Origin of the sequence: Streptomyces canus, assembly GCF_041435015.1 — a bacterium.
Taxonomy (GTDB): Bacteria; Actinomycetota; Actinomycetes; order Streptomycetales; family Streptomycetaceae; genus Streptomyces; species Streptomyces canus_G.
On record NZ_CP107989.1, the window covers coordinates 4,875,460 to 4,897,029 of the forward strand.

Consider the following 21,570-nt stretch of genomic DNA (forward strand, 5'->3'; position numbering starts at 1 on the left):
GATGCTGTCGGCGGGGAAGAGCGGAGCACTCTCGTCGGCAGGCGCAGTCGACGCCACCGCCACTGATCCGGCATCCCCGGTTTGCGCGTCACCCTTCACAGCAGAGAGGCCACTCAGTGTTCCGAAGGCCACAACGGCGGAGAAGGCGGCGACAAGCACCGAGCGAAGCATTCTCTTCCTCATAGTCGGCTTCGTCCTCACTTGAAGGTCCCCTCTTCCCCCGTCGGATAAGACGATGGCTCATTCAGGCACGTCATGGCCACACAATCAGTGCATCATGTTCCTGCATGTTCAGGACCCTGGGGGGTGGAGATTTGACAGCAAATCGGACCAACGCGACACATCCCCATGCGATTACTGAACTATGTGCAGAGGGGGAGCGCTTGTATGCGCATGCCCTGCGCACCGGACGCATCGCGCGCGCGGAGGTGGAACCCGCGCCCTGCCTGATGGAATATGCCCTTCTGCACCCCGATCCCGACGACGTGAACTGGCTGCGCCCCGTGCCGCCCTCCGTCGCACTGGCCCAGCGTCTCAATCCGATCGAACGCGAGATCTCGGAACGCCGCCGGACGTCGATCGAGCTGGCCGAGGTGTTCGAACCGTTCATGGCCCTCAGCGCGCAGGGAGAGGCACCGACGCACGCGATCACGGTGCTGGAGGGCCTGGACCGGATAAACGCGGCTCTCGACCTGGCCACGGAGCAGTGCCGGAACGAGATGCTCACGATCCAGCCCAGCGCCAACCACCCCGAGCGCAGGGTCATCGAAGGCCTGGAACGCGACAGGACCCTCACCGAGCGAGGCGTCCGGATCCGGACCCTGTACCAGCACACGGCGCGCTACAGCCCCGCCCGGATCGCCTACATGGAACGGTTCGCCGACGGCAAGGTGGAGTACCGGACCATCGACGAGCTGGTGGAACGGCTCATCATCTGCGACGAGTCCGTTGCTTTCCTCCCCGTCCGTGACGACCGCCAGGTCGCCCTGGAACTTCGGCACCCGGGCCTCGTCGGCTACCTCATCAAGGTCTTCGAGTTCATGTGGAGTCGCGCGGTACCGCTGAGCGCCGGCGCTCCCTACGAGACCGCTTCCGACGGGATCACCGACATCCAGCACTCCATCGCCAAGCTCCTCGTCGAGGGCCACGTCGACGAAGCGATAGCCCGCCGGCTGGGCATGAACGTACGCACCTGCCGTGCCCACATCGCCAAGCTCGCGACCGCCCTCGGAAGTGGCAGCCGCGCCCAGCTCGGCTTCCTCATAGCGCAGTCGGGCATCCTGAAGCCCGACCAGCCGGCTTCCGGGGGAGACGACCGCCCGTGACCGGGTCTCACACGCACGGAACGGAGGAACTGTGCGAGGCGGGCCTGAACCTGTACACCCGCGCGCTGCGTGAAGGACGGGTACGGGCCGCGGAAGCGGACGGGGCGCCGTGTCTGGTCGACCTCGGTCTGCTGCAGCCGGACCTCGGGGACCTGCGGTGGCTGCGCCCCGTCACCCCGGCATTCGCCCTTCATCGCCTGCTGCGCGGCGTCGAGGACCGCATCGCGGACGAGCGGCGCCGTGAAGAGCGGCTGACGGCGATGTTCGAATCGCTGGTGGAGATCGACGGTCCGCACACCGCGGCCGCGGGCGCTCCGGTGATCAGCGTCCTCAGCGGTCTCGACCGCATCGGGCAGGCCATCGACCGGACGGTGGCGGACGCGTCGGGTGAGGTGCTCACCATCCAGCCGCACACCACTCACACCCACTCCCCTGCCGAGATCCATGCCGAGGCCCTGGTCCGCGATCAGGCCCTGCTCGACCGCGGCGGCCGTATCCGCGTCCTCTACCAGCACACGCTCCGCCACGCCCCCAGCATCCTGGCCCGCTACGAGCGCCTCCGTGGCGACGTGGAAGCCCGCACGCTGGACGAGGTCACCCAGCGCCTGATCGTCGTCGAGCGCGAGGTCGCGTTCATCCCCGCCAACAAGGAGCGCACCCTGGCCCTGGAGATCCGCCACCCGGCCATCGTCGGGTTCCTCGCCACCGCCTTCGACCGCCTGTGGCGCCTGGCCACGCCGATGTATCCCCGAGCCGTCCAGCAGCCCACCCTCAACGGCATCACCCCTCGCCAACGAGCCATCGCCGCCCTCCTCGTCGAGGGCCACACCGACGCCGTCATCGCCGACCGCCTCGGCATGAACATCCGCACCGCCCGCGTCCACATCGCCAAACTCGCCGCCACCCTCGGCAGCGAGAGCCGCGCCCAACTCGGCTACCTCATCGGGCAGTCCGGGATTCTCGGCCAGGAGGACACGGGCGAGTGAGCACGGCGGCGGTCCATCCGGAGCACGGCCCGGAAGACCCGTGCCCGGAAGGCATCGAGGTCTACGCCCGCGCCCTGCGCGAGGGGGGCATCGACGGTCAGGACGCCTCGTCCGTCCCCTGCCTCCTCGACACCGGGCTGCTGCGGCCCGACGATCGCGACCCCGCCCGGCTGGAAGCCGTACCGCCCGCCCTCGCCCTGCACCGCATGCTCCGCGCCACCACGGACCGCGTGGCGCGCGAGCGGCGGCGGGAGCAACGGCTCGCCGAGGCGTTCGCGCCGCTCCTGCGGATCGACGGGCCCGGTGCGGCGGTCGCGGAGAACCCGGCGATCAGAGTCGTCAGCGGTACCGGCCCCATCAACAAGGCCATCAGCAAGGCCATGGCCGGCACCGTGCGCGAACTCCTGTGTGTGCAGCCCAACGTCCACTACAGCGACAGCCGGGGCGCCGCCGCCCAGGTCGTGGCGATGGACCGGGACCAGGCGCTGCTCGACCGCGGCGCCCGTATCCGCACCCTGTACCAGCACACCCAGCGCCACATGCCGCTGGTCCTCGCCCGCTACGAGCAGCTCCGCGGCGACGTCGAGGCCCGCTCCCTGGACGAGGTCACCGACCGGCTCATCGTCGCCGACCGGACCGTCGCGTTCATCCCCGCGGGCAGGGACGGCAGGGTCGCGCTGGAGGTCCGGCACCCCGCGCTGGTGGAGTTCCTGGCCGCCACCTTCGACCGGCTGTGGTGGCAGGCCACGCCCATGTATCCGCAGACCGTCCACCGGCCGAGCCTCAACGGCATCACACCCCGTCAACGGGCCATCGCCGGACTGCTCGTCGAGGGTCACACCGACGCCGTCATTGCCGACCGCCTCGGCATGAACATCCGCACCGCCCGCGTCCACATCGCCAAACTCGCCGCCACCCTCGGCAGCGAGAGCCGCGCCCAACTCGGCTACCTCATCGGACGGTCCGGGATTCTTGACCGGGAAGCGTGATCGAGGGCACGGCCGTCGGGCCGTCCAGGCCCACCTGCGCTATCCGGACACCCAGTTGCGTACGACTGGCCGCCCCGAGCGTCTCCGACAGCCGCGCGATATGGGCCCGGCAGGTGCGCACGCTGATCCCCAGCCGTTCGGCGATCACCGCGTCCTGGTGGCCCTCGGCCAGCAGTGCGGCGATGGACTGCTCGCGATGGGAGATGCCCTCGATGCCGGTGTCCGGGAGCGGGGCCGTGAGGGGGATCGCCAGGCGCCACAGGCGCTCGAAGACCGTCAGCAGGTACTCCACCAGCGCCGGGTGCCGCAGCTCCAGGGCGAGGGTGCGGTCGGCGTTCGCGGGGATGAAGGCCACCGTGCGGTCGAAGAGGATCAGCCGGTCGATGACCTCGTCCAGCGTCCGCGCCTGGACCGAACCGCCCATCAACTCCAGGTAGTTCAGGAGCCCTTGGCCGTGCCGGGCCACATGGGTGTACAGGTCCCGCATCCGCACGCCCCGGCCGCGCAGCGCCAGCGCCCGGTGCAGGCCCTCCGTCAGCTCGTGCTCGGGGCGGATGCCGCCGGGCTGGACCGTGAGGACCTCCGTCGTGCACGCCTCGGTGGCCTCGTCCATCGCGGCCTGGATCCGTGAGAGGCCGTCGAGAACCCGGATCGCGGTCCCCTCACCGGCGCCCGGCACGACACTGGGCCCCAGACCCGCGTACCGCTCCACCGCCGCGACCGCCGCCCCCACCCGCTGCTGGCTCGTGCTGACCTCGTCGTAGACGCCACGCAGCAGCCGCGTCATGACCTCCTGCGGTGCCGTCGGCACCAGCCAGTCCATGTCGTCGGGGTCCGGGTGCAGCAGGGCCAGTTCCAGCAGACAGGGCACCGGCTCGGCGTCGGCGCGCGGCACGCGACCGCGCCGTACGGCCCGGGAGTACACCCGGTCGCCGGCCTCGCACAGCCGGTCGGCACCGTGTGGATGGTCGTCCGCCCTGAGCCCGGCCATTGCCCATCCCACCCCCGGTTCCTGCGTCTACCGCCCTCTTGTGCTGTTTCCTCATCGGGGCGCAGAAGCCCCCAGGCTCCGCAACTATGCGCGGCCCCGACCCGCTCCGCAACACGGCTCCTCGGCCCGACGCCGGAAAAAACAGCCGGTATACGCCGTTACCTCCGGGCCTCCGTCGGTCCGTCTGCAACAAGCTGCTCCCCCGCCCGGCCAGGACCGTCCCCGTGCGGAACAACCCGCTCCGCGCGTCAACTCCCGGAAATCACGCAGTGATCATCCCGTTACGTGCCGCACTTAACGTCAGGCCATGGCGGACATATTTGACGCATACGCGTTGGCCGACGCGTGGGACGAGATGTTCGAGCGGCCGGGTGAGGTCAGGACCGCCTACGAGCCGGTGCTGGCCGCACTCCAGCCGATCGAACCGAGTGAACTCAGGTTCCGCGCCGATCAGATGGCCCGGGCGTTCACCGACCGGGGCGTGACCTACGCCTTCGCGGGCGAGGAGCGGCCCTGGCCGCTGGACCTCGTGCCCAGGATCCTCGACGCCCTCGAATGGGATCTCGTGCAACGCGGGGTGAGCCAGAGAGTCAGAGCCCTGGAGGCCTATCTCGCCGACGCCTACGGACCGGCCCGTGCCTTCGAGGACGGTGTCGTGCCCTGGCGGCTGCTGCTGAACTCCCCGCACTTCCACCGCGCCGCACACGGGCTCGAGCCCACGGGCGGCGTACGCATCCATGTCGCCGGCATCGACCTGGTCCGGGACGAACAGGGGGACTTCCGGGTCCTGGAGGACAACGTCCGGGTTCCCAGCGGCGTGTCGTACGTCATCGAGAACCGGCGCGCCATGACCCGCGTCTTCCCGTCCCTCTTCGCCGAGCAGCATGTGCTTCCCGTCGACGGCTACGCGCAGAAGCTGCTCGCCGCGCTGCGCGCCGCCGCGCCCGACGGCGTCCAGGACCCCCGGGTCGTGGTCCTGACCCCCGGTCCCAGCAACGCCGCCTACTTCGAACACGCCCTGCTCGCCCGGCTGATGGGCGTGCAGCTGGTCGAGGGGCACGACCTGGTGTGCCGGAGCAACCGGGTGTGGATGCGCACGACCCGCGGAGAAGTGCCCGTCCACGTCGTATACCGGCGCCTGGACGACGACTTCCTCGATCCGCTCCACTTCCGCCCCGACTCGGTGATCGGCTGCCCGGGCATCCTCGGCGCGGCCACGGCGGGCCATGTCACCCTCGCCAACGCGGTCGGCAACGGCATCGCGGACGACAAGCTGCTCTACACCTACGTCCCGGACCTGATCCGTTACTACCTCTCAGAGGAACCGATTCTTCCCAATGTGGAGTCCTTCCGGCCCGACGAACCAGGCCAGCTCGAGGCCGTCCTCGACCAGATCGACCGGCTCGTCGTGAAGCCCGTCGACGGGGCCGGCGGCCAGGGCATCGTCATCGGGCCGAAGGCCGACCGCGAAACCCTGGAGAGGACCCGCGAGGCCGTCCGCAAGGACCCCCGCGGTTTCATCGCCCAGCGCCCCGTCGCCCTGTCCACCTCCCCCACCCTCGCGGGCGAGCGCATGGCGCCCCGCCACATCGACCTGCGGCCCTTCGCCGTCAACGACGGCAACGACATCTGGGTCCTGCCCGGCGGCCTGACCCGGGTCGCCCTCCAGGAGGGCAACCTGATCGTCAACTCCAGCCAGGGCGGCGGCTCCAAGGACACCTGGGTGCTCGCCGAGGGCCCCGCGGAGCCGCCCACGCCCGCGAACGGGACCGCCCTCCTGGACATCGCCCCACGTCAGCACGGTCCCGACGGCAACCCCACCGTCGTACAGGAAGGGGCCCAGCAGTGAACGACGTGATCCTCTCCCGGATAGCCGAGGCACTGACCTGGACCGGCCGTTACGTCGAGCGGGCGGACAACACCGGCCGCATTCTCGACGCCTACCTCCACCGGCTGCTGGAGGACCCGTGGCGCGACGAGGACGTGGCCTGCCGGTCGCTGTACGCGATCCTCGGCGTCGACGCGGGCGGCACCCGGGTCGACATGCAGCAGGTCCTCGACCAGCTCGCCTTCGACGCCCGCTCGACCTGCTCCATCGAGGGCGCCCTCGGCGCGGCCCGGCTGAACGCCCGCAGCGCCCGTGAGGCCGTCTCCTCGGAGATGTGGGAGTGCCTGAACTCCACCTGGCACGCGCTGGCCGACCAGCGGCTCGCGGCCCGCCGTACGGGCCCCTACGCCTATCTGGAACTCGTACGGCGGCGCGCGGCGCTGTTCTTCGGGCTCGCCGACTCCACCATGAGCCGCGACGACAGCTGGCGCTTCGTCGTGCTGGGCCGCAGCCTGGAGCGGGTGGACATGACCGTACGGCTGCTGTCGGTCCGGGTCCTGGACGCGGCCCACGCGCCCGACTGGCCGACCCTGCTGAGCGCCTCGGGCGCCGACGAGGCGTACGCGCGCGTGTACGGCGGTTTCGGCGACACCCCGCGCGTCGCCGAGTTCCTGCTCCTGGACCGCGACTTCCCGCGCTCCGCGCTGCACGCGCTGACGACGGCCGAGGAGTGTCTGACCGCGCTCGGCCGGCCCCGCCAGGACCCCGCGCGCCGCCCCATCGGCCGGATGCGCACCCGTCTCGAGTACCTCGACCTGCACGCCCTGGAGGAGCAACTCCCTTTGCTGCTCAGGGATCTGCAAACCGCCTGCATGGCCTCCGCGGAGGCGGTGGCGGAGCGGTTCTTCCCGTACCAGGGGCCCGTCGAGTGGGCCCAGGAAGGAGCGTGAGCATGACCGCCACCCCCGCGTCCCGCCGCCTCCGGATCAAGCACACCACGAAGGTCTCGTACGCCCAGCCCGTGGCCTCGTCCCACAACGAGGTCCGCATGACCCCGCTGACCCTGCCCGCCCAGACCACCCTGGACGCCCGGGTCACCGTCAACCCGACCACGCCCACCTGGTCGTACTGGGACTACTGGGGCACCCAGGTCACCGGCTTCGACCTGATGGACCCGCACGGCCATCTCACCATCACGGCCTCCAGCCTGGTCGAGACGTCCCGGCCGGAGCCGCTGCCGGCCCCGCCCACCTGGGACGAGGTGGCCGAACGCATCGCGGGGTCCCGCCTGTTGGAGTTCGCGAGCCCCACGGGCCGTACGACGGTCCCGCCCAAGCTGATCAAGAAGGCCCGGAAGGCGGCGGCCGGCCTCGACCCGCACGAGACGGCGGTCGCGGTGTCGGCGCTGGTCGCCGACCGGGTGTCGTACCTCCCCGGCGCGACCAGCGTGAACACCTCCCCCGCGGAGGCCTGGGAGCAGGGCGCCGGCGTCTGCCAGGACATCACCCATCTCACCGTCGCCCTGCTGCGGGGCGCCGGCCTCCCGGCCCGCTATGTCTCCGGCTACCTCCACCCGGAACGCGACGCCGAACTCCACCGGCCGGTCGCCGGGGAGAGCCACGCCTGGATCGAGTACTGGGCGGGCGACTGGTGCGGCTACGACCCCACCAACCGCGTCCGCGCCGACGAGTCCCACGTGGTGGTGGCACGGGGGCGCGACTACGACGACGTGACGCCCCACAAGGGCATCTACCGGGGCGTGCCCGGCGGATCGCCGGAGGTCACGGTGGAGTTCACGCGGGTGGCGTGAGCGGGCGGGCGGGCGGAGGGGGGTTCCCTCCGCCCCGGCACGGCTACTTCAGGCCCGCCGCCGCGCAGTCGCTCTTGAACTGCGCGGTGCAGATGTCCTTGATCGTGTAGATGCCGTCCTTGACGACCGTGCTCTTGATGTTGTCCTTCGTCAGGGCGACGACCTGGACGAGCTGGGCCGGGATGTTCTTGTTCGTGGGGCTGTCGACGCTGTCCGTGGCGAGGGCGTCGAACTGGATGCCCTTGCCCTGGACCTTCATGACGGCCATCTCTGCGGCGGCCTCGGCCTCACCCGGGTACGGCTTGTAGACGCTCATGTACTGCTCGCCCGAGACGATCCGCTGCACCGCGGCCAGCTCCGCGTCCTGGCCGGTGATCGGCGGGATCTTCGTCATGCCCGCGTCCTCCATCGCCTGGATGGCGGCGCCGGCCATGGCGTCGTTGGCGGAGTAGACGGCCTTGATGTTGCCCTTGCCGATCGCGCTGATCGCCTCGGCCATGTTCTTCTGGGCGGTTTCCGGCTTCCAGCCGTCGACGTCGTAGGTCTCGGCGATCGTCACCTTGCCGTTGAGCTCGGACATCGCGCCCGCCTTGAACTGTCCGGCGTTCGGGTCGGAGGGCGAGCCGTTGATCATGACGATCTTGTCGGACGTGTCGATGCCCGAGCCGAGCGCCTCGATGAGGGAGCGGCCCTGCACCTCGCCGACGAGTTCGTTGTCGAAGGAGACGTACGCGTCGATCGGGCCCTCGGCGAGACGGTCGTAGGCGATGACCGGAATGCCCGCGTCCTTGGCCTTCGTCACCATGCCCGCGATGGCGTGCGAGTCCACGGCGTCCAGCAGGATGACGTCGACCTTCTCGTCGATCATCTGCTGCATCTGGGTGGCCTGCTTCTTGGCGTCCGCCTCGCCGTTGGCGTAGAGGGTCTTGCCCTTTTTGTCCGTGAGTTCGGCGACCTTCCGCTGGATGATCGGGTAGTCGAACTCCTCGTAGCGGGTGTTCGTCTTCTCCGGCATCAGCACACCCACGGTGATGTCGTCACCCTTGGTCGGGCTCGCCTCGCTCCCGCTCGCGGCGCCGAGCGCCCCGCAGGCGGCCAGCGAGAGGGTCATCGTGGACGCGGCCACGGCTATGGCGATACGACGCATGGGGTTGCTCACTTCTGGTGCTTTCCGGACGCGGGCGCGGCATTGCGGCCCATGTGACTGAAAAGCCAACGCGGGGCCGCCCATCGACGTCAAGCGGAATCACTTAACGAGTGCGCAACGCCACTCTCCGCCAATGGTGTGAAGACTTGGCGCGAACACTAGTACAACCAACTTCACACCTGGCGAGTCGTGATCACAGCAGCCGCACAACTGCTGTTCCCCGTTCGACCAGAGGACCGAATGAAGTCAGCCAGACGGACGACCGCCTCCGCCGTCGTCCTCGCCACCGCCGGCACCCTCGTCACCCTGACGGCGGCCCCCGCCTCGGCGGCCGTGGCGTGCGCGTCGCCCGTGTTCAAGCGGCAGTTCTACGCGAACACGAGCCTGTCCGGCACCCCGAAGAAGACGGACTGCGACAGCGCGATCGACCAGAGCTGGAGCGGCGCCCCCGTCTCCGGCCTGCCGAAGGACAACTTCGGCGTCCGCTGGACCCTGACCCGCGACTTCGGCTCCGGCGGGCCCTTCGCGCTCGGCGCCACCGGCCTGGACGGCATCCGCGTGTACGTCGATGGCGTCCGCAGGATCGACCTCTGGAAGAACGTCTCCACCACGGTCAACAAGACCGCCGACGTGACGATCCCGTCCGGCACGCACACCCTGCGGATCGACTACGCCAACTGGACCGGCGCCGCCAAGGTCAAGGTCACCTACGCGCCCCGCACCTCCGCCGACGTCGACAAGGTCAAGCCGCTGGTCCCCACGGGCACGTCCGCCTCGTACGACAAGGCCACCGTCAAGGCCAAGGTCACCTGGGCGAAGAACAAGGAGATGGACCTCGCCGGCTACCGGCTCTACCGGCGCCTGAAGGGCACCCCCTTCGGCACCAAGCCGCTCACCACGACGACCGGCACCTCGTACACGGACACCCCGCCGCCCACCGGCGCCACGTATTACTACGAGGTCCGCGCCTACGACAAGGCCGGCAACGCCTCGGGCGGCACCGCCGACCAGCCCGTCACCACCGTGGACACGACTCCGCCCGCGGCGCCGTTCCTGGAGATGGACGCGTGCCCCGACGACCAGCCCTACGCGGCTCCCGAACTCGTCACCACTGCGGAGAACCGGGCCGACATCGCCTGGTACGAGCTCCAGCGGCTCGACCCGGCCACGACCACCTGGTCCACCGTGTACTCGGGCGCCAAGGGGGCGACCTGCGACACGGGGCAGCCCGCCGACGGCAGCAAGGTCACCTATCGGGGCCGGGCCCGGGACGCCGCCGGGAACTGGTCCGTGTACTCGGCGGCGACCCCGTTCACCACCTTCGACATGACCCCGCCGGCGACCGCCGCGGACTTCCGGGTCGAGTACCGGTCGGGCGTGCCGCACGTGGTGTGGTCGGCCGTCGACGGGGCCGCGAGGTACGAGGTACTCCAGTACGACCCGACGACCGGCGGCTGGCTCGACGCGCTGCCCGGTGCGGCCGGCACCACCACGGAGACCGACGTCGTACCGCGCCGGCTCCTCGCCGTCGCCGACTCCTACCGGTACGCGGTACGCGCCCAGGACACGAAGGGCAACGCCTCCTCGCCGACGGAGGTCACCCTCGCGATGGCCGACCGCCCGGAGGCGATCGCGCCGTACGAGACCACCGCGACCCGCTCCGGCGCGGGCGTGTACGTCTCCTGGGCCAGTGCCGACCCGTGGACCCATGACAGCGCCCCGCTGCTCACGTACCGAATCGAGCGGACCGACCCCGCGACCGGTGAGACCGTCGTCGTGGACAAGTGCGGGCCGGACGGCGCGGATCCGTCGGTGGACTGGTGGTGGGCGGGCGACGACGCTCCCTCCTACGCCGGGCGCCAGGTCCTGCGCGGCACCTGCCAGGACGTCTCCGGAGCCTCCGAGACGACGTACGAGTACCGGGTCGTCACCGTCGACCCGTACGGACACACCTCACAGCCCGGTCCGGCGGCCACCGAGACCACCCCGGACACCAAGCGTCCGGACCCGGTGCAGAACCTGACCGCCGAGCAGGTCCCGCTCGGTGTACGCCTGACCTGGACCCCGCCCGCCGACGACGACGTCTTCACGTACTACGTGTGGCAGGGCGTCACCGACCCGGAGTCCGGCGAGACGGTCTGGAAGCGGAACTGCTGGAGGGGGGAGTCCCTTGCCGAGACCGAGATCCTCTGCCCGACCGTCGCGGACGGCGCGACCCACGTCTACCGGGTGGCCGCCGTCGACGCCCTCTGGGACGAGGGGCCGGACTTCTTCCACACGGCCGACGTCTCCGTGACCCTGCCCGACACCCGGCCGCCCGGCTGGACCGGCACCGAGATCGTCGAGGACAGCTACCCGGACCTGTACCTCGGCTGCTCCGAGAGCTCCGGCCTCGGGGACTGCGCCCGGTTCACGGGCTACCGCGTGGAGCGCTGGGACCCGGCGACGAGCGCCTACGTCACGCTGACCGAGGGGGCGACGGGCGACGCCCACTCCTTCATGGACAAGACCGTCCACGAGGACCTGCTGGCCCTGTACTACTACCGCGTCGTCCTCCTGGACTCCGCGGGCGCCGAGACCGTGGCCCGGTCGGCGGCGTACGGCATGTGGGAGTACTGGTACTGAGCCCACGGTCGCGAACCCGCGCATGAGAAGGGGCCCGGAGAGATCTCCGGGCCCCTTCTCCGTGGCTGTGCCTAGTCCTTGGCCCGCTTGGGCCGCCACACCACCAGCGCGCTGGTCTGCTGGACCTCCTGGTAGGGCACCAGGTCACGGCGGTACGACGCGTGCACCGCCGCCTCGCGCTGCTGCATGGCCACCGCGGCCCCCTCGACGGCGGCCTGGAGTTCGGCCACCCTCGACTGGAGCGCGGCGACCTGGTTCTCCAGTTCGATGATGCGCTTGATACCGGCGAGGTTGATGCCCTCGTCCTGCGACAACTGCTGGACGGTGCGCAGCAGTTCGATGTCGCGGGCCGAGTAGCGCCGGCCCCGGCCCGGGGTGCGGTCCGGGGACACCAGGCCCAGACGGTCGTACTGGCGCAGTGTCTGCGGGTGCAGGCCGGAGAGCTGGGCCGCCACCGAGATGACGTAGACCGGGGTCTCCTCGGTCAGTTCATACGGGTTGCGTCGACGGCCGTCCATCTCGATCAAGCTCCCTTCGCGGCCTGGAACAGCTCCGCCCGTGGATCCTCACCCACGGTCGCCTCGCGATACGCCTCGAGCGCGTCACGAGCCTTCCCCGACAGCTCGGTCGGGACACTCACCTCGACGGTGACCAGCAGATCGCCCCGGGTGCCGTCCTTGCGGACCGCGCCCTTGCCCCGCGCCCGCATGGTGCGGCCGTTGGGCGTGCCCGGGGGCAGTTTCAGCGTGACGGCGGGGCCGCCCAGCGTCGGCACCCTGACCTCGCCGCCGAGCGCCGCCTCCGAGAAGGTCACCGGGACCGTCACCGTGAGGTTGTCGCCCTTGCGGCCGAAAACGGGGTGCGTGTCGACGTGCACGGTGACGTACAAGTCGCCCGCGGGGCCGCCGCGTTCACCGGGCGCCCCCTTTCCGCGCAGCCGGATCCGCTGGCTGTCCGACACCCCGGCCGGGATGCGGACCTGCATGGTGCGGGAGGACTTCGCCCGCCCGGAGCCCTTGCAGATCTCGCAGGGGTTCTCCGCGATCAGGCCGCGGCCCTTGCAGTCCGGGCAGGGGTCCGTGAGGGAGAACCCTCCGCCGGAGCCCCTCGCCACCTGGCCGGTGCCCACGCACGTCGGACACACGCGCGGGTTGCCGTTGGCGTCGCCGGTGCCCGAGCAGGCCTTGCAGGGGGCCTGCGAGGACATCCTGAGCGGGACCGTCGCGCCCTCGATCGCCTCGGTGAAGCTGAGGGTGACCTCGGTGTCGATGTCCTGGCCGCGCCTGGGCTGGACGCGCGTAGTTCCGGAGCTGCCCCGGTTGAACAGGCCCCCGAAGACGTCTCCGAGTCCGCCGCCGAAGCCGCCGGCTCCCTGGCCCCCGCCCTGGGCGCCGCCTCCGAAGAGGTCGCCCAGGTCGAAGTTGAAGGAGCCGCCCGCGCCGCCCGGCCCCGGGCGGAAGCCGCCGTTGCCGAACAGGGCGCGGGCCTCGTCGTACTCCTTGCGCTTCTTGGGGTCACCGAGGATGTCGTTCGCCTCGGAGATCTCCTTGAAGCGCTCCTCGGCCTTGGTGTTGCCCTTGTTGGCGTCCGGGTGGAACTCGCGGGCGAGCTTCCGGTACGCCTTCTTGATCTCGGCCTCGGTGGCGTCCTTGGGGACGCCGAGGACCTTGTAGTAGTCCTTCTCGATGAAGTCCTTGGTGCTCATCCTCGACGCGCCCCCTTTCCGGTGTCCCGATGGTTCTCTTCGACCTCAGCCCTCCTCAGGGCCGTTGTCCTTGTCGTCGCCGGCCTCGGAGCCGTCCTCGGCCTTGACCGTCTGCGCGCCCGGCTGCGGTTCGGCCACGGCCACCCGCGCGGGGCGGATGGTGCGCTCGCCGAAGCGATACCCAGGCTGCAGAATCGCCACGCACGTCGTCTCCGTGACGTCGGGCGCATACGAGTGCATCAGGGCCTCGTGGATCGTCGGGTCGAAGGGCTCGCCCTCCTTGCCGAACTGCTGCAGGCCCATCTTCGCCGCGACGGTCTCCAGGGACTCCGCGACGGACTTGAACCCGCCGAGAAGTTCACCGTGTTCCCGCGCGCGGCCGATGTCGTCGAGCACGGGAAGAAGCTCGGTCAGGAGGTTCGCGATGGCGATCTCCTTGACCGTGATCCGGTCCCGCTCCACACGGCGGCGGTAGTTCTGGAACTCGGCCTGGAGCCGCTGAAGGTCCGCGGTGCGCTCTTCGAGCGCCTTGCGCACCTGGTCCAACTGGGCCGTCAGGCCGGCGATCTGGGCACTTGCGTCCCCGGCCGGGGCCGCCCCTTCCTGGGGGGCGGCCTTCGGCTCGGCGTCGTCGGGGGTGGCGCCGGAGGGGACGTCGGGCTTCTCGTCGAAGCCCGGGGTCTCCTCCGTCACGCGGCACCGTCCTTGCGCTCGTCGTCCACGATCTCGGCGTCCACGACGTCGTCGTCCGCCTTGGCCTGCGAGGCCCCGGCGTCGTCGGCGTCACCCGCGCCCTGCGCGGCCTGGGCGTCGGCGTACATGGCCTGGCCGACCTTCTGGGAGACCGCGGCGACCTTCTCGGTGGCGGTGCGGATCTCCGCGGTGTCCTCGCCCTTGAGCGCGGCCTTCAGCTCCTCGACGGCGGCCTCGACCTCGGTCTTGACCTCGCCGGGGACCTTGTCCTCGTTGTCCTTGAGGAACTTCTCCGTCTGGTAGACGAGCTGCTCGCCCTGGTTGCGGGACTCGGCGGCCTCGCGGCGGCGGTGGTCCTCCTCCGCGTACTGCTCGGCCTCCTGGCGCATCCGGTCGACCTCGTCCTTCGGCAGCGAGGAGCCGCCGGTGACGGTCATCTTCTGCTCCTTGCCCGTGCCCAGGTCCTTCGCGGTCACGTGCATGATGCCGTTGGCGTCGATGTCGAAGGCGACCTCGATCTGCGGGACACCGCGCGGGGCCGGCGGCAGACCGGTCAGCTCGAACATCCCGAGCTTCTTGTTGTACGCCGCGATCTCGCGCTCGCCCTGGTAGACCTGGATCTGCACGGAGGGCTGGTTGTCCTCGGCGGTGGTGAAGATCTCGGACCGCTTGGTCGGGATCGTCGTGTTCCGCTCGATGAGCTTGGTCATGATGCCGCCCTTGGTCTCGATGCCGAGGGACAGCGGGGTCACGTCGAGGAGCAGGACGTCCTTGACCTCACCCTTGAGGACACCGGCCTGGAGGGCGGCGCCGATGGCGACGACCTCGTCCGGGTTGACGCCCTTGTTGGCGTCCTTGCCGCCGGTGAGCTCCTTGACGAGCTCGGCGACGGCGGGCATACGGGTGGAGCCACCGACGAGGACGACGTGGTCGATCTCGTTGATGGAGACGCCGGCGTCCTTCATGACGTTGAAGAACGGGGTCTTGCAGCGCTCCAGGAGGTCCGCGGTCAGCTGCTGGAACTGAGCCCGGGTGAGCTTCTCGTCCAGGTGCAGCGGGCCCTCGGCGGAGGCCGTGATGTAGGGCAGGTTGATCGAGGTCTCGGTGGAGCTGGACAGCTCGATCTTGGCCTTCTCGGCGGCCTCGCGGAGGCGCTGGAGGGCCATCTTGTCCTTGGCCAGGTCCACGCCGTGACCGGATTTGAACTGCTGCACCAGGTAGTCGACGACGCGCTGGTCCCAGTCGTCGCCACCGAGGTGGTTGTCACCGTTGGTGGCCTTCACCTCGACGACGCCGTCGCCGATCTCGAGAAGGGACACGTCGAAGGTGCCGCCACCGAGGTCGAAGACGAGGATCGTCTGGTCGTCCTTGTCGAGGCCGTACGCGAGCGCGGCCGCGGTGGGCTCGTTGACGATACGCAGGACGTTGAGACCCGCGATCTCGCCGGCCTCCTTGGTCGCCTGACGCTCGGAGTCGTTGAAGTACGCCGGGACGGTGATGACCGCGTCGGTCACCTTCTCGCCCAGGTAGGACTCGGCGTCCCGCTTCAGCTTCTGCAGGATGAAGGCGGACATCTGCTGCGGGTTGAAGGGCTTCCCGTCCAGCTCCGTCTTCCAGTCGGTGCCCATGTGACGCTTCACCGAACGGATGGTCCGGTCCACGTTGGTGACCGCCTGGCGCTTGGCCACCTCGCCGACCAGCACTTCGCCGTTCTTCGCGAAGGCGACGACGGACGGCGTGGTCCTGGCACCCTCGGCGTTGGTGATGACGGTGGGCTCGCCGCCTTCGAGAACGCTGACGACGGAGTTAGTCGTGCCCAGGTCGATGCCGACCGCACGTGCCATGGTTGATTCCTCCAGCTGACTTGAGTGGAACGGACTCAAGTGTGCACGACCGCCCCGCCTCGGTCAACAGACCTGAGTCGTGCGGGCTCAACTCTTATCCGTTCCTTACACGCAACTGGGTCGTGACCTGCGGCGATACCCGGCGCGGCACCGCGTTGGACTTCACGTTCGGCTTGACGCGAAGCAGGACGAGCACGACCACCAGGGCGACCCCGGCCACCCACAGGGCCCCGGTCGCGGCCATCCACCCGAGGTGCACGAGAGCCCCGACGAGTACCCCACCGAAGGCCGCGACACCCAGGACGACGGACGCCCCCTGCGGAGTGAGCCCCAGCCGCCGCAGCCGGTGGGCGAGATGGTCGGGGGCGGCACGCAGCAGCGGCCGCCCGGACAGCCCCCGGGCGAGAACGACGAGTACGACGTCGGCGGCCACCACCGCGTTCAGTGCGAACAACACCCCCGCACCGGAGCCGAGTTCCTGCCCCGCGCGGGTCACCACGGCCGCGGACGCCAGCACGAACCCGGTGAACAGGGCCCCGCACGCGCCGAACCCCACCCGCGCGGGATGCCAGTTGTGCATCAGGAACCCGGTCAGCGCGGCGGCCAGCACGCTCAGCAGGACGGCCACTCCGTCCATCACCTCGGCCGCCGCACAGGCCCCCGCCCCGAAGGCGGTGACGACCCCGACGGTCCCGGCGAGCCCGTCGGCGTGGTCCAGCGCCTTGAACCCGAGGGCGACGAAGACGATCCAGCCGGCCGCGAGGAGCCCGGCGGCCACCCCTGTCTCCTCGTACGGCACGACACACACCGCCGCCACCGCCGTACCGCCCATGAGGAACCGCGCCTTGACCCGCCGTACGTCGGCGACGAGCCCGAGGAGGGCGACGGCGGCCCCGGCGACGAGCAGCCGCTCGACCTCGGGCCCCAGGGGTGTGACCCCCTTCCAGTCCCCGACCGCCGCGACCAGGCAGGTGGCGGCGACCACCGCCACACCGCCGGACAGCGGCATGGGTCGCCGCCATCGCCGGTCGACGATCCCGAGACGCAGAGCGGGCACCCGCAGCACGGCGGCGAGCACGGCTGCGAGGAGCAGGGCGGAGGTGGCGGCGAGGATCCCATAGAGCACAAGCCCAAATTAGCGGCGTATGCACCAATTCATCACGAATAACACGATCGGGTTTTAAGGTAACCCTCAGCGATTCAGATCACCCCGTGCCCGGCTACAGTGCGGCAGAAGATGGGGGTAGTCTCAGACGGACTGCATAAGTTACCGCTTAGTAATCTCGCTCGTAGAACCCTCGCAGGCCCGAGGAGCCCCGAAATGCAACTCGCCGCGATCATCGTGTCGCTGGTCCTGACCGTGGTCGGCGTGGCCCTGCTCGCACGCGCCATCGGCCAGTTCGTCCGGTACTTCAAGCTGGGCCAGCCCGTGCCCGCCGGAAGCAGGACCGACAACCCCTACGCCCGCAGTGTGACGCTGGTGAAGGAGTTCCTCGGCCACACCCGGATGAACCGGTGGGGCATCGTCGGCTTCGCCCACTGGTTCGTGGCGATCGGCTTCCTGACGCTGCCGCCGACCCTCGCGCAGGCGTTCGGCCAGCTCTTCAAGGCCGACTGGGTGCTGCCGGTGATCGGCGAGTTCCTGCCGTTCGAGATGTACATCGAGTTCATCGGTGTCATGACCGTGCTCGGCATCGCCGCGCTCATCGTGATCCGCCTGCTGAGCCTGCCCTCCCGCCCCGGCCGCAAGTCCCGCTTCGCGGGCTCCAAGGCAGGTCAGGCGTACTTCGTCGAGTACGTCATCCTCACCATCGGCCTCGCCATCTACGTGCTGCGCGGCCTCGAGGGCGCGCTGCACCACGTGGAGGGCTACGAGGCCGGGTACTTCGCCTCGTATCCGCTGGTGCTGGCCTTCAAGGGCCTGAGCGTCTCCGCGCTGCAGAACCTCGTCTACCTCGTCGCGACGATCAAGATCGGCACGTCCTTCGTGTGGATGATCGTCGTCTCGCTCAACACCAACATGGGTGTGGCCTGGCACCGCTTCCTGGCCTTCCCGAACATCTGGTTCAAGCGCAACGCGACCGGCGAGACGGCCCTCGGCGGCCTCCAGCCGATGACGAGTGGCGGCAAGCCGATCGACTTCACCGACCCCGGTGACGACGACGTCTTCGGCGTCTCCCAGGTCGAGCAGTTCTCCTGGAAGGGCCTGCTGGACTTCTCCACCTGCACCGAGTGCGGCCGCTGCCAGTCGCAGTGCCCCGCGTGGAACACCGGCAAGCCGCTCTCCCCCAAGCTCCTGATCATGTCCCTGCGCGACCACGCGCACGCCAAGGCCCCGTACCTGCTGGCCGGCGGCGGCAAGTCCATGGAGGGCGAGGAGAAGGCCTCCGAGGAGCAGCTGGCCGGTGTGCCCGCGTCCGCTCTCGCGGAGGCCGAGCGCCCGCTGATCGGCACGGCCGAGGAGAACGGCGTCATCGACCCGGACGTCCTGTGGTCCTGCACCACCTGCGGCGCCTGTGTGGAGCAGTGCCCGGTCGACATCGAGCACGTCGACCACATCGTCGACATGCGCCGCTACCAGGTGATGATCGAGAGCGCGTTCCCGTCCGAGGCGGGCACCATGCTCAAGAACCTGGAGAAGAAGGGCAACCCCTGGGGCCTGGCGAAGAAGCAGCGCCTGGAGTGGCTCAAGGAGGTCGAGTTCGAGGTCCCGGTCGTCGGCCAGGACATCGAGGACCTCACCGAGGTCGAGTACCTGTACTGGGTCGGCTGCGCCGGTGCCCTGGAGGACCGCGCCAAGAAGACCACGAAGGCCTTCGCCGAGCTCCTGCACATCGCGGGCGTCAAGTTCGCGATCATGGGCGGCGACGAGAAGTGCACCGGTGACTCCGCCCGCCGCCTCGGCAACGAGCCCCTGTTCCAGGAGCTCGGCATGGAGAACGTCATGGCACTGAACATGGCGTTCGGCGAGGAGCTCGACGACGACGGCAAGGTGGTCCCGGAGTCCGCCAAGCCCAAGTCGGCCAAGAAGATCGTCGCGACCTGCCCGCACTGCCTCAACACGATCGGCAACGAGTACCCGCAGCTCGGCGGCGACTACGAGGTCATCCACCACACCCAGCTGCTCCAGCACCTGGTGGACGAGGGCAAGCTGGTCCCGGTCACGCCGGTCGAGGGCATCATCACCTACCACGACCCCTGCTACCTGGGCCGCCACAACAAGATCTACACACCGCCGCGCGAGATCATCGCCAACGTCCCGGGCCTGCGGAACGAGGAGATGCACCGCCACAAGGAGCGCGGCTTCTGCTGTGGCGCCGGTGGCGCGCGGATGTGGATGGAGGAGCGGATCGGCAAGCGCATCAACAACGAGCGTGTCGACGAAGCCCTGTCGCTGAACCCGGACATCGTCTCGACCGCTTGCCCGTTCTGCCTGGTCATGCTGACCGACTCGGTCAACGGCAAGAAGAACGACGGCAAGGCGAAGGAGTCGATCCAGGTCGTCGACGTCGCCCAGCTGCTGCTGGAGTCCGTCAAGACCCCGGGCGACCCGCAGGACTCGGCGGAGCCGGAGAGCGCTCCGGAGCCGGAGCCGGTGAAGTAGCGGTCACCACGGTGCTGTTCGGCGCCCTCGGGTCCCTCGGGCCCGGGGGCGCCGCGTCTTTCCCCGCTCCGCTCAGAAGTGGGTGGCGATCCCGAAGGTGCGACGCAGCAGGGCCATGTCGTGCCGGTCGCGCTCCGTCGGCTCGTACCCCTGGTGGAAGGAGACCTGCTGCTCGGCGGACAGACACGGGACGGCCGTCCCGGCGACGGTCCCGGTCACGAAGCAGGAGGCCGGGTACACGAAGGGCCGCTCCGGCTCCCCGGACGCCTGCACGGCGGAGCCGTCCTCGGCGAAGACCAGCGGATGCAGATCGATCTCCCGCCCGTCGGGGGCGGTGACCACGAACCGGACCGGCCGCCGGTCCAGGCTCTCCACGAACCCCGCGGCGGCCAGCGCCGCCACGACGGCATGCTCCTGCTCCTGCCGGTGCATCAGATCCAGGTCGCGGTGGGCCCTGGACTGCCTGCCGACCAGCGCGTCGATCCCCCAGCCGCCACCGACCCAGACCTCCGTGCCGGCCCGCCGCAACAGGTCCAGGACATACAACACGGCCTCCGCGTCCACCACTTGCCTTCCCACCCGCACCACCTCGCAGCACCGCACGATGGCGCACCCAGGGCTGTCGCCGTATGTCGAACAAGTGCATCATTGCCGGGGTCGTTGTCAATGATGCTGACGAGGTGAACGGTGCGCGTGCGGAGAGACGTGATGGGTACGACGCCCCCCGGCGGCACTTTGATCACCGCGCTCGCCGCCCTCGCCGCCGCCCTTCTCCTCGCCGCCTGCGGCCCCACCCAGCACACCGGCTCGGCGGACCGCACCCCCGTACGGATCGCCGACGCCCCGGCCCGGCTCCCGGTGCCGAAGGGGAAGGGCAGCAGGACCCCGGACGACTTCAACGGCGACGGCCACCGCGACCTCGTCCTGGGCGACCTGGTCAAGGCACAAGCCCACGCCGACGACGCCGGCATCGGCATCGTCTACGGCAGCGAGCGCGGACTGGTCCCGGGCGCACGGCAGTTGATCACCCCGAGCAGACAGGGCGCGGCCACCGACGGCCAACTCCCCGCCCTGTTCGACGCGGAGGCCACCTGCGACCTGGACAAGGACGGCTTCACGGACCTCGTCGTCTCCACCGACCCGCCCTACGACGGCCAGGGCCGGCCCCCGGTCCCGCTCCAGATCCTCTTCGGCTCCCCGACCGGCCTGGCGGGCAAGGCCGTTCACCTCACCGTCCCGCCCGCCGCCCGCGTCGGCAACGACTGGCCCGACCAGCCGGTCTGCGGCGACTTCGACGGTGACGGCGCGAAGGACCTGGTCCTGCACGCCACCGGCGGCCATCTCACCTACCTGCGCGGCCCGTTCACCCGCACGGGCAAGCCGAGCAGGGCGGGCGCCCCGATCAGGTCGCCCGGCGAGGTCCCCACGGGCCCGGCCGCCGACGTCGACCGCGACGGCTACGACGACCTGATCGTCCGTACGACACAGGGCACCGGCCCCTCCGCCGTGGTCCTCGGCGGTCCGGCGGGCCCGACCCGCACCGGAGCCGTGCTGCCGTCCGGCATCGACGTGGCCCTCGGCTCCTTCGGCCGCGGCAAGGCCCTCGACGCGGCGATCGGCGCCATGGGCGGAACGTCACTGCGCTACGACCTCCCGACCGCGGCGAACGGCTCCCTGGCCTCCCCCGGCTCGGTCCTGGACGCCGCCGACTTCGACGGCGACGGCCTGAGCGAACTGGTCTCCAGCGGCTCGCGCCTGCGCATCTTCCAGGGCCGTGCGACAGGGCTGTCCCCCCGGACGACGACCACCGTCGAACCTCCCGCCACCGGCACCAGCCGGGTCCTCGCGGTCGGCGACTTCGACGGCGACGGCCGGGCGGACCTGGCGGTACGGACGTACCGGAGCGAGACGAAGGACACCGTCGCCGTCTTCCCCGGCGCGAAGAAGGGGCTCGTGAGCGCGGAGCCGGCCGTCACCTTCTCCACGTCCGCGTTCCTCAGCCGCTGACCTCACCCGGGGGCGA

At 70.1% G+C, this 21,570-nt stretch carries 17 protein-coding genes; 9 read left to right on the forward strand and 8 right to left on the reverse strand.

Going from position 1 to position 21,570, the window contains the following annotated elements; all coding sequences use genetic code 11:
• Positions 1–287: 287 nt before the first annotated feature.
• From OG841_RS22090 to OG841_RS22100, 3 genes are read left to right on the forward strand one after another with little or no spacing between them, the layout of a single operon-like run.
• Positions 288–1,325 carry a helix-turn-helix transcriptional regulator gene (locus OG841_RS22090; protein WP_328639926.1) on the forward strand — a complete coding sequence of 346 codons (1,038 nt, stop codon included), beginning with the start codon at positions 288–290 and terminating at the stop codon, positions 1,323–1,325.
• On the forward strand, positions 1,322–2,311 hold the full coding sequence (locus tag OG841_RS22095) for a helix-turn-helix transcriptional regulator (RefSeq protein WP_328639925.1): 990 nt from the start codon (positions 1,322–1,324) through the stop codon (positions 2,309–2,311). Before OG841_RS22090 ends, OG841_RS22095 begins: the two co-directional genes overlap by 4 nt.
• Complete coding sequence (locus tag OG841_RS22100; protein ID WP_371566634.1) at positions 2,308–3,300, forward strand: helix-turn-helix transcriptional regulator; 993 nt, start codon at positions 2,308–2,310, stop codon at positions 3,298–3,300. The genes OG841_RS22095 and OG841_RS22100 overlap by 4 nt, the downstream gene beginning before the upstream one ends.
• Here the strand turns inward: OG841_RS22100 and OG841_RS22105 are convergent.
• Positions 3,263–4,291: a helix-turn-helix transcriptional regulator gene (locus tag OG841_RS22105; RefSeq protein ID WP_280863479.1), complete on the reverse strand. Its 1,029-nt coding sequence runs from the start codon at positions 4,289–4,291 to the stop codon at positions 3,263–3,265. The two genes, OG841_RS22100 and OG841_RS22105, sit on opposite strands and share 38 nt — an antisense overlap.
• Positions 4,292–4,598: 307 nt before the next feature.
• On the opposite strand from OG841_RS22105, the gene OG841_RS22110 reads away from it, so the two are divergent.
• Genes OG841_RS22110 through OG841_RS22120 form a run of 3 tightly spaced genes read left to right on the forward strand, consistent with a single transcriptional unit; the run spans position 4,599 to position 7,929 of the window.
• Positions 4,599–6,140, forward strand: a complete 1,542-nt coding sequence (locus OG841_RS22110) for a circularly permuted type 2 ATP-grasp protein (protein ID WP_306978575.1) — start codon at positions 4,599–4,601, stop codon at positions 6,138–6,140.
• Positions 6,137–7,069, forward strand: a complete 933-nt coding sequence (locus OG841_RS22115; RefSeq protein ID WP_059209019.1) for an alpha-E domain-containing protein — start codon at positions 6,137–6,139, stop codon at positions 7,067–7,069. Before OG841_RS22110 ends, OG841_RS22115 begins: the two co-directional genes overlap by 4 nt.
• A gap of 2 nt (positions 7,070–7,071) precedes the next feature.
• On the forward strand, positions 7,072–7,929 hold the full coding sequence (locus OG841_RS22120) for a transglutaminase family protein (protein WP_328639923.1): 858 nt from the start codon (positions 7,072–7,074) through the stop codon (positions 7,927–7,929).
• A 43-nt stretch (positions 7,930–7,972) separates the two neighbouring features.
• On the opposite strand, the gene OG841_RS22125 is transcribed toward OG841_RS22120, so the two are convergent.
• Complete coding sequence (locus tag OG841_RS22125; protein ID WP_328639922.1) at positions 7,973–9,076, reverse strand: sugar ABC transporter substrate-binding protein; 1,104 nt, start codon at positions 9,074–9,076, stop codon at positions 7,973–7,975.
• A gap of 240 nt (positions 9,077–9,316) precedes the next feature.
• On the opposite strand from OG841_RS22125, the gene OG841_RS22130 reads away from it, so the two are divergent.
• On the forward strand, positions 9,317–11,701 hold the full coding sequence (locus OG841_RS22130; RefSeq protein WP_371566637.1) for a PA14 domain-containing protein: 2,385 nt from the start codon (positions 9,317–9,319) through the stop codon (positions 11,699–11,701).
• A gap of 71 nt (positions 11,702–11,772) precedes the next feature.
• Here OG841_RS22130 and OG841_RS22135 read toward each other — a convergent pair whose 3' ends face one another.
• From OG841_RS22135 to OG841_RS22155, 5 genes are all read right to left on the reverse strand, one after another.
• A complete protein-coding gene (locus OG841_RS22135) occupies positions 11,773–12,219 on the reverse strand; it encodes a heat shock protein transcriptional repressor HspR (protein ID WP_328639920.1) in 447 nt (148 codons plus the stop codon).
• 5 nt (positions 12,220–12,224) lie between these two features.
• The gene (gene dnaJ, locus OG841_RS22140; RefSeq protein WP_328639919.1) at positions 12,225–13,406 is read right to left on the reverse strand and encodes a molecular chaperone DnaJ; all 1,182 of its coding nucleotides are present in this window, start codon (positions 13,404–13,406) and stop codon (positions 12,225–12,227) included.
• 45 nt (positions 13,407–13,451) lie between these two features.
• On the reverse strand, positions 13,452–14,099 hold the full coding sequence (gene grpE, locus OG841_RS22145) for a nucleotide exchange factor GrpE (protein ID WP_059209014.1): 648 nt from the start codon (positions 14,097–14,099) through the stop codon (positions 13,452–13,454).
• A complete protein-coding gene (gene dnaK, locus OG841_RS22150; protein WP_057608851.1) occupies positions 14,096–15,943 on the reverse strand; it encodes a molecular chaperone DnaK in 1,848 nt (615 codons plus the stop codon). The genes grpE and dnaK overlap by 4 nt, the downstream gene beginning before the upstream one ends.
• 94 nt (positions 15,944–16,037) lie before the next feature.
• Positions 16,038–17,069: an MraY family glycosyltransferase gene (locus OG841_RS22155; RefSeq protein ID WP_328639917.1), complete on the reverse strand. Its 1,032-nt coding sequence runs from the start codon at positions 17,067–17,069 to the stop codon at positions 16,038–16,040.
• A gap of 195 nt (positions 17,070–17,264) precedes the next feature.
• Between OG841_RS22155 and OG841_RS22160 the strand changes: the two genes are divergently transcribed.
• Positions 17,265–19,547 carry a (Fe-S)-binding protein gene (locus OG841_RS22160; RefSeq protein WP_328639916.1) on the forward strand — a complete coding sequence of 761 codons (2,283 nt, stop codon included), beginning with the start codon at positions 17,265–17,267 and terminating at the stop codon, positions 19,545–19,547.
• Between the two features lie 72 nt (positions 19,548–19,619).
• On the opposite strand, the gene OG841_RS22165 is transcribed toward OG841_RS22160, so the two are convergent.
• Complete coding sequence (locus tag OG841_RS22165; RefSeq protein WP_371570785.1) at positions 19,620–20,111, reverse strand: nucleotidyltransferase domain-containing protein; 492 nt, start codon at positions 20,109–20,111, stop codon at positions 19,620–19,622.
• A 144-nt stretch (positions 20,112–20,255) separates the two neighbouring features.
• On the opposite strand from OG841_RS22165, the gene OG841_RS22170 reads away from it, so the two are divergent.
• On the forward strand, positions 20,256–21,554 hold the full coding sequence (locus OG841_RS22170; RefSeq protein ID WP_371566640.1) for an FG-GAP repeat domain-containing protein: 1,299 nt from the start codon (positions 20,256–20,258) through the stop codon (positions 21,552–21,554).
• The last annotated feature ends 16 nt before the right edge of the window (positions 21,555–21,570 follow it).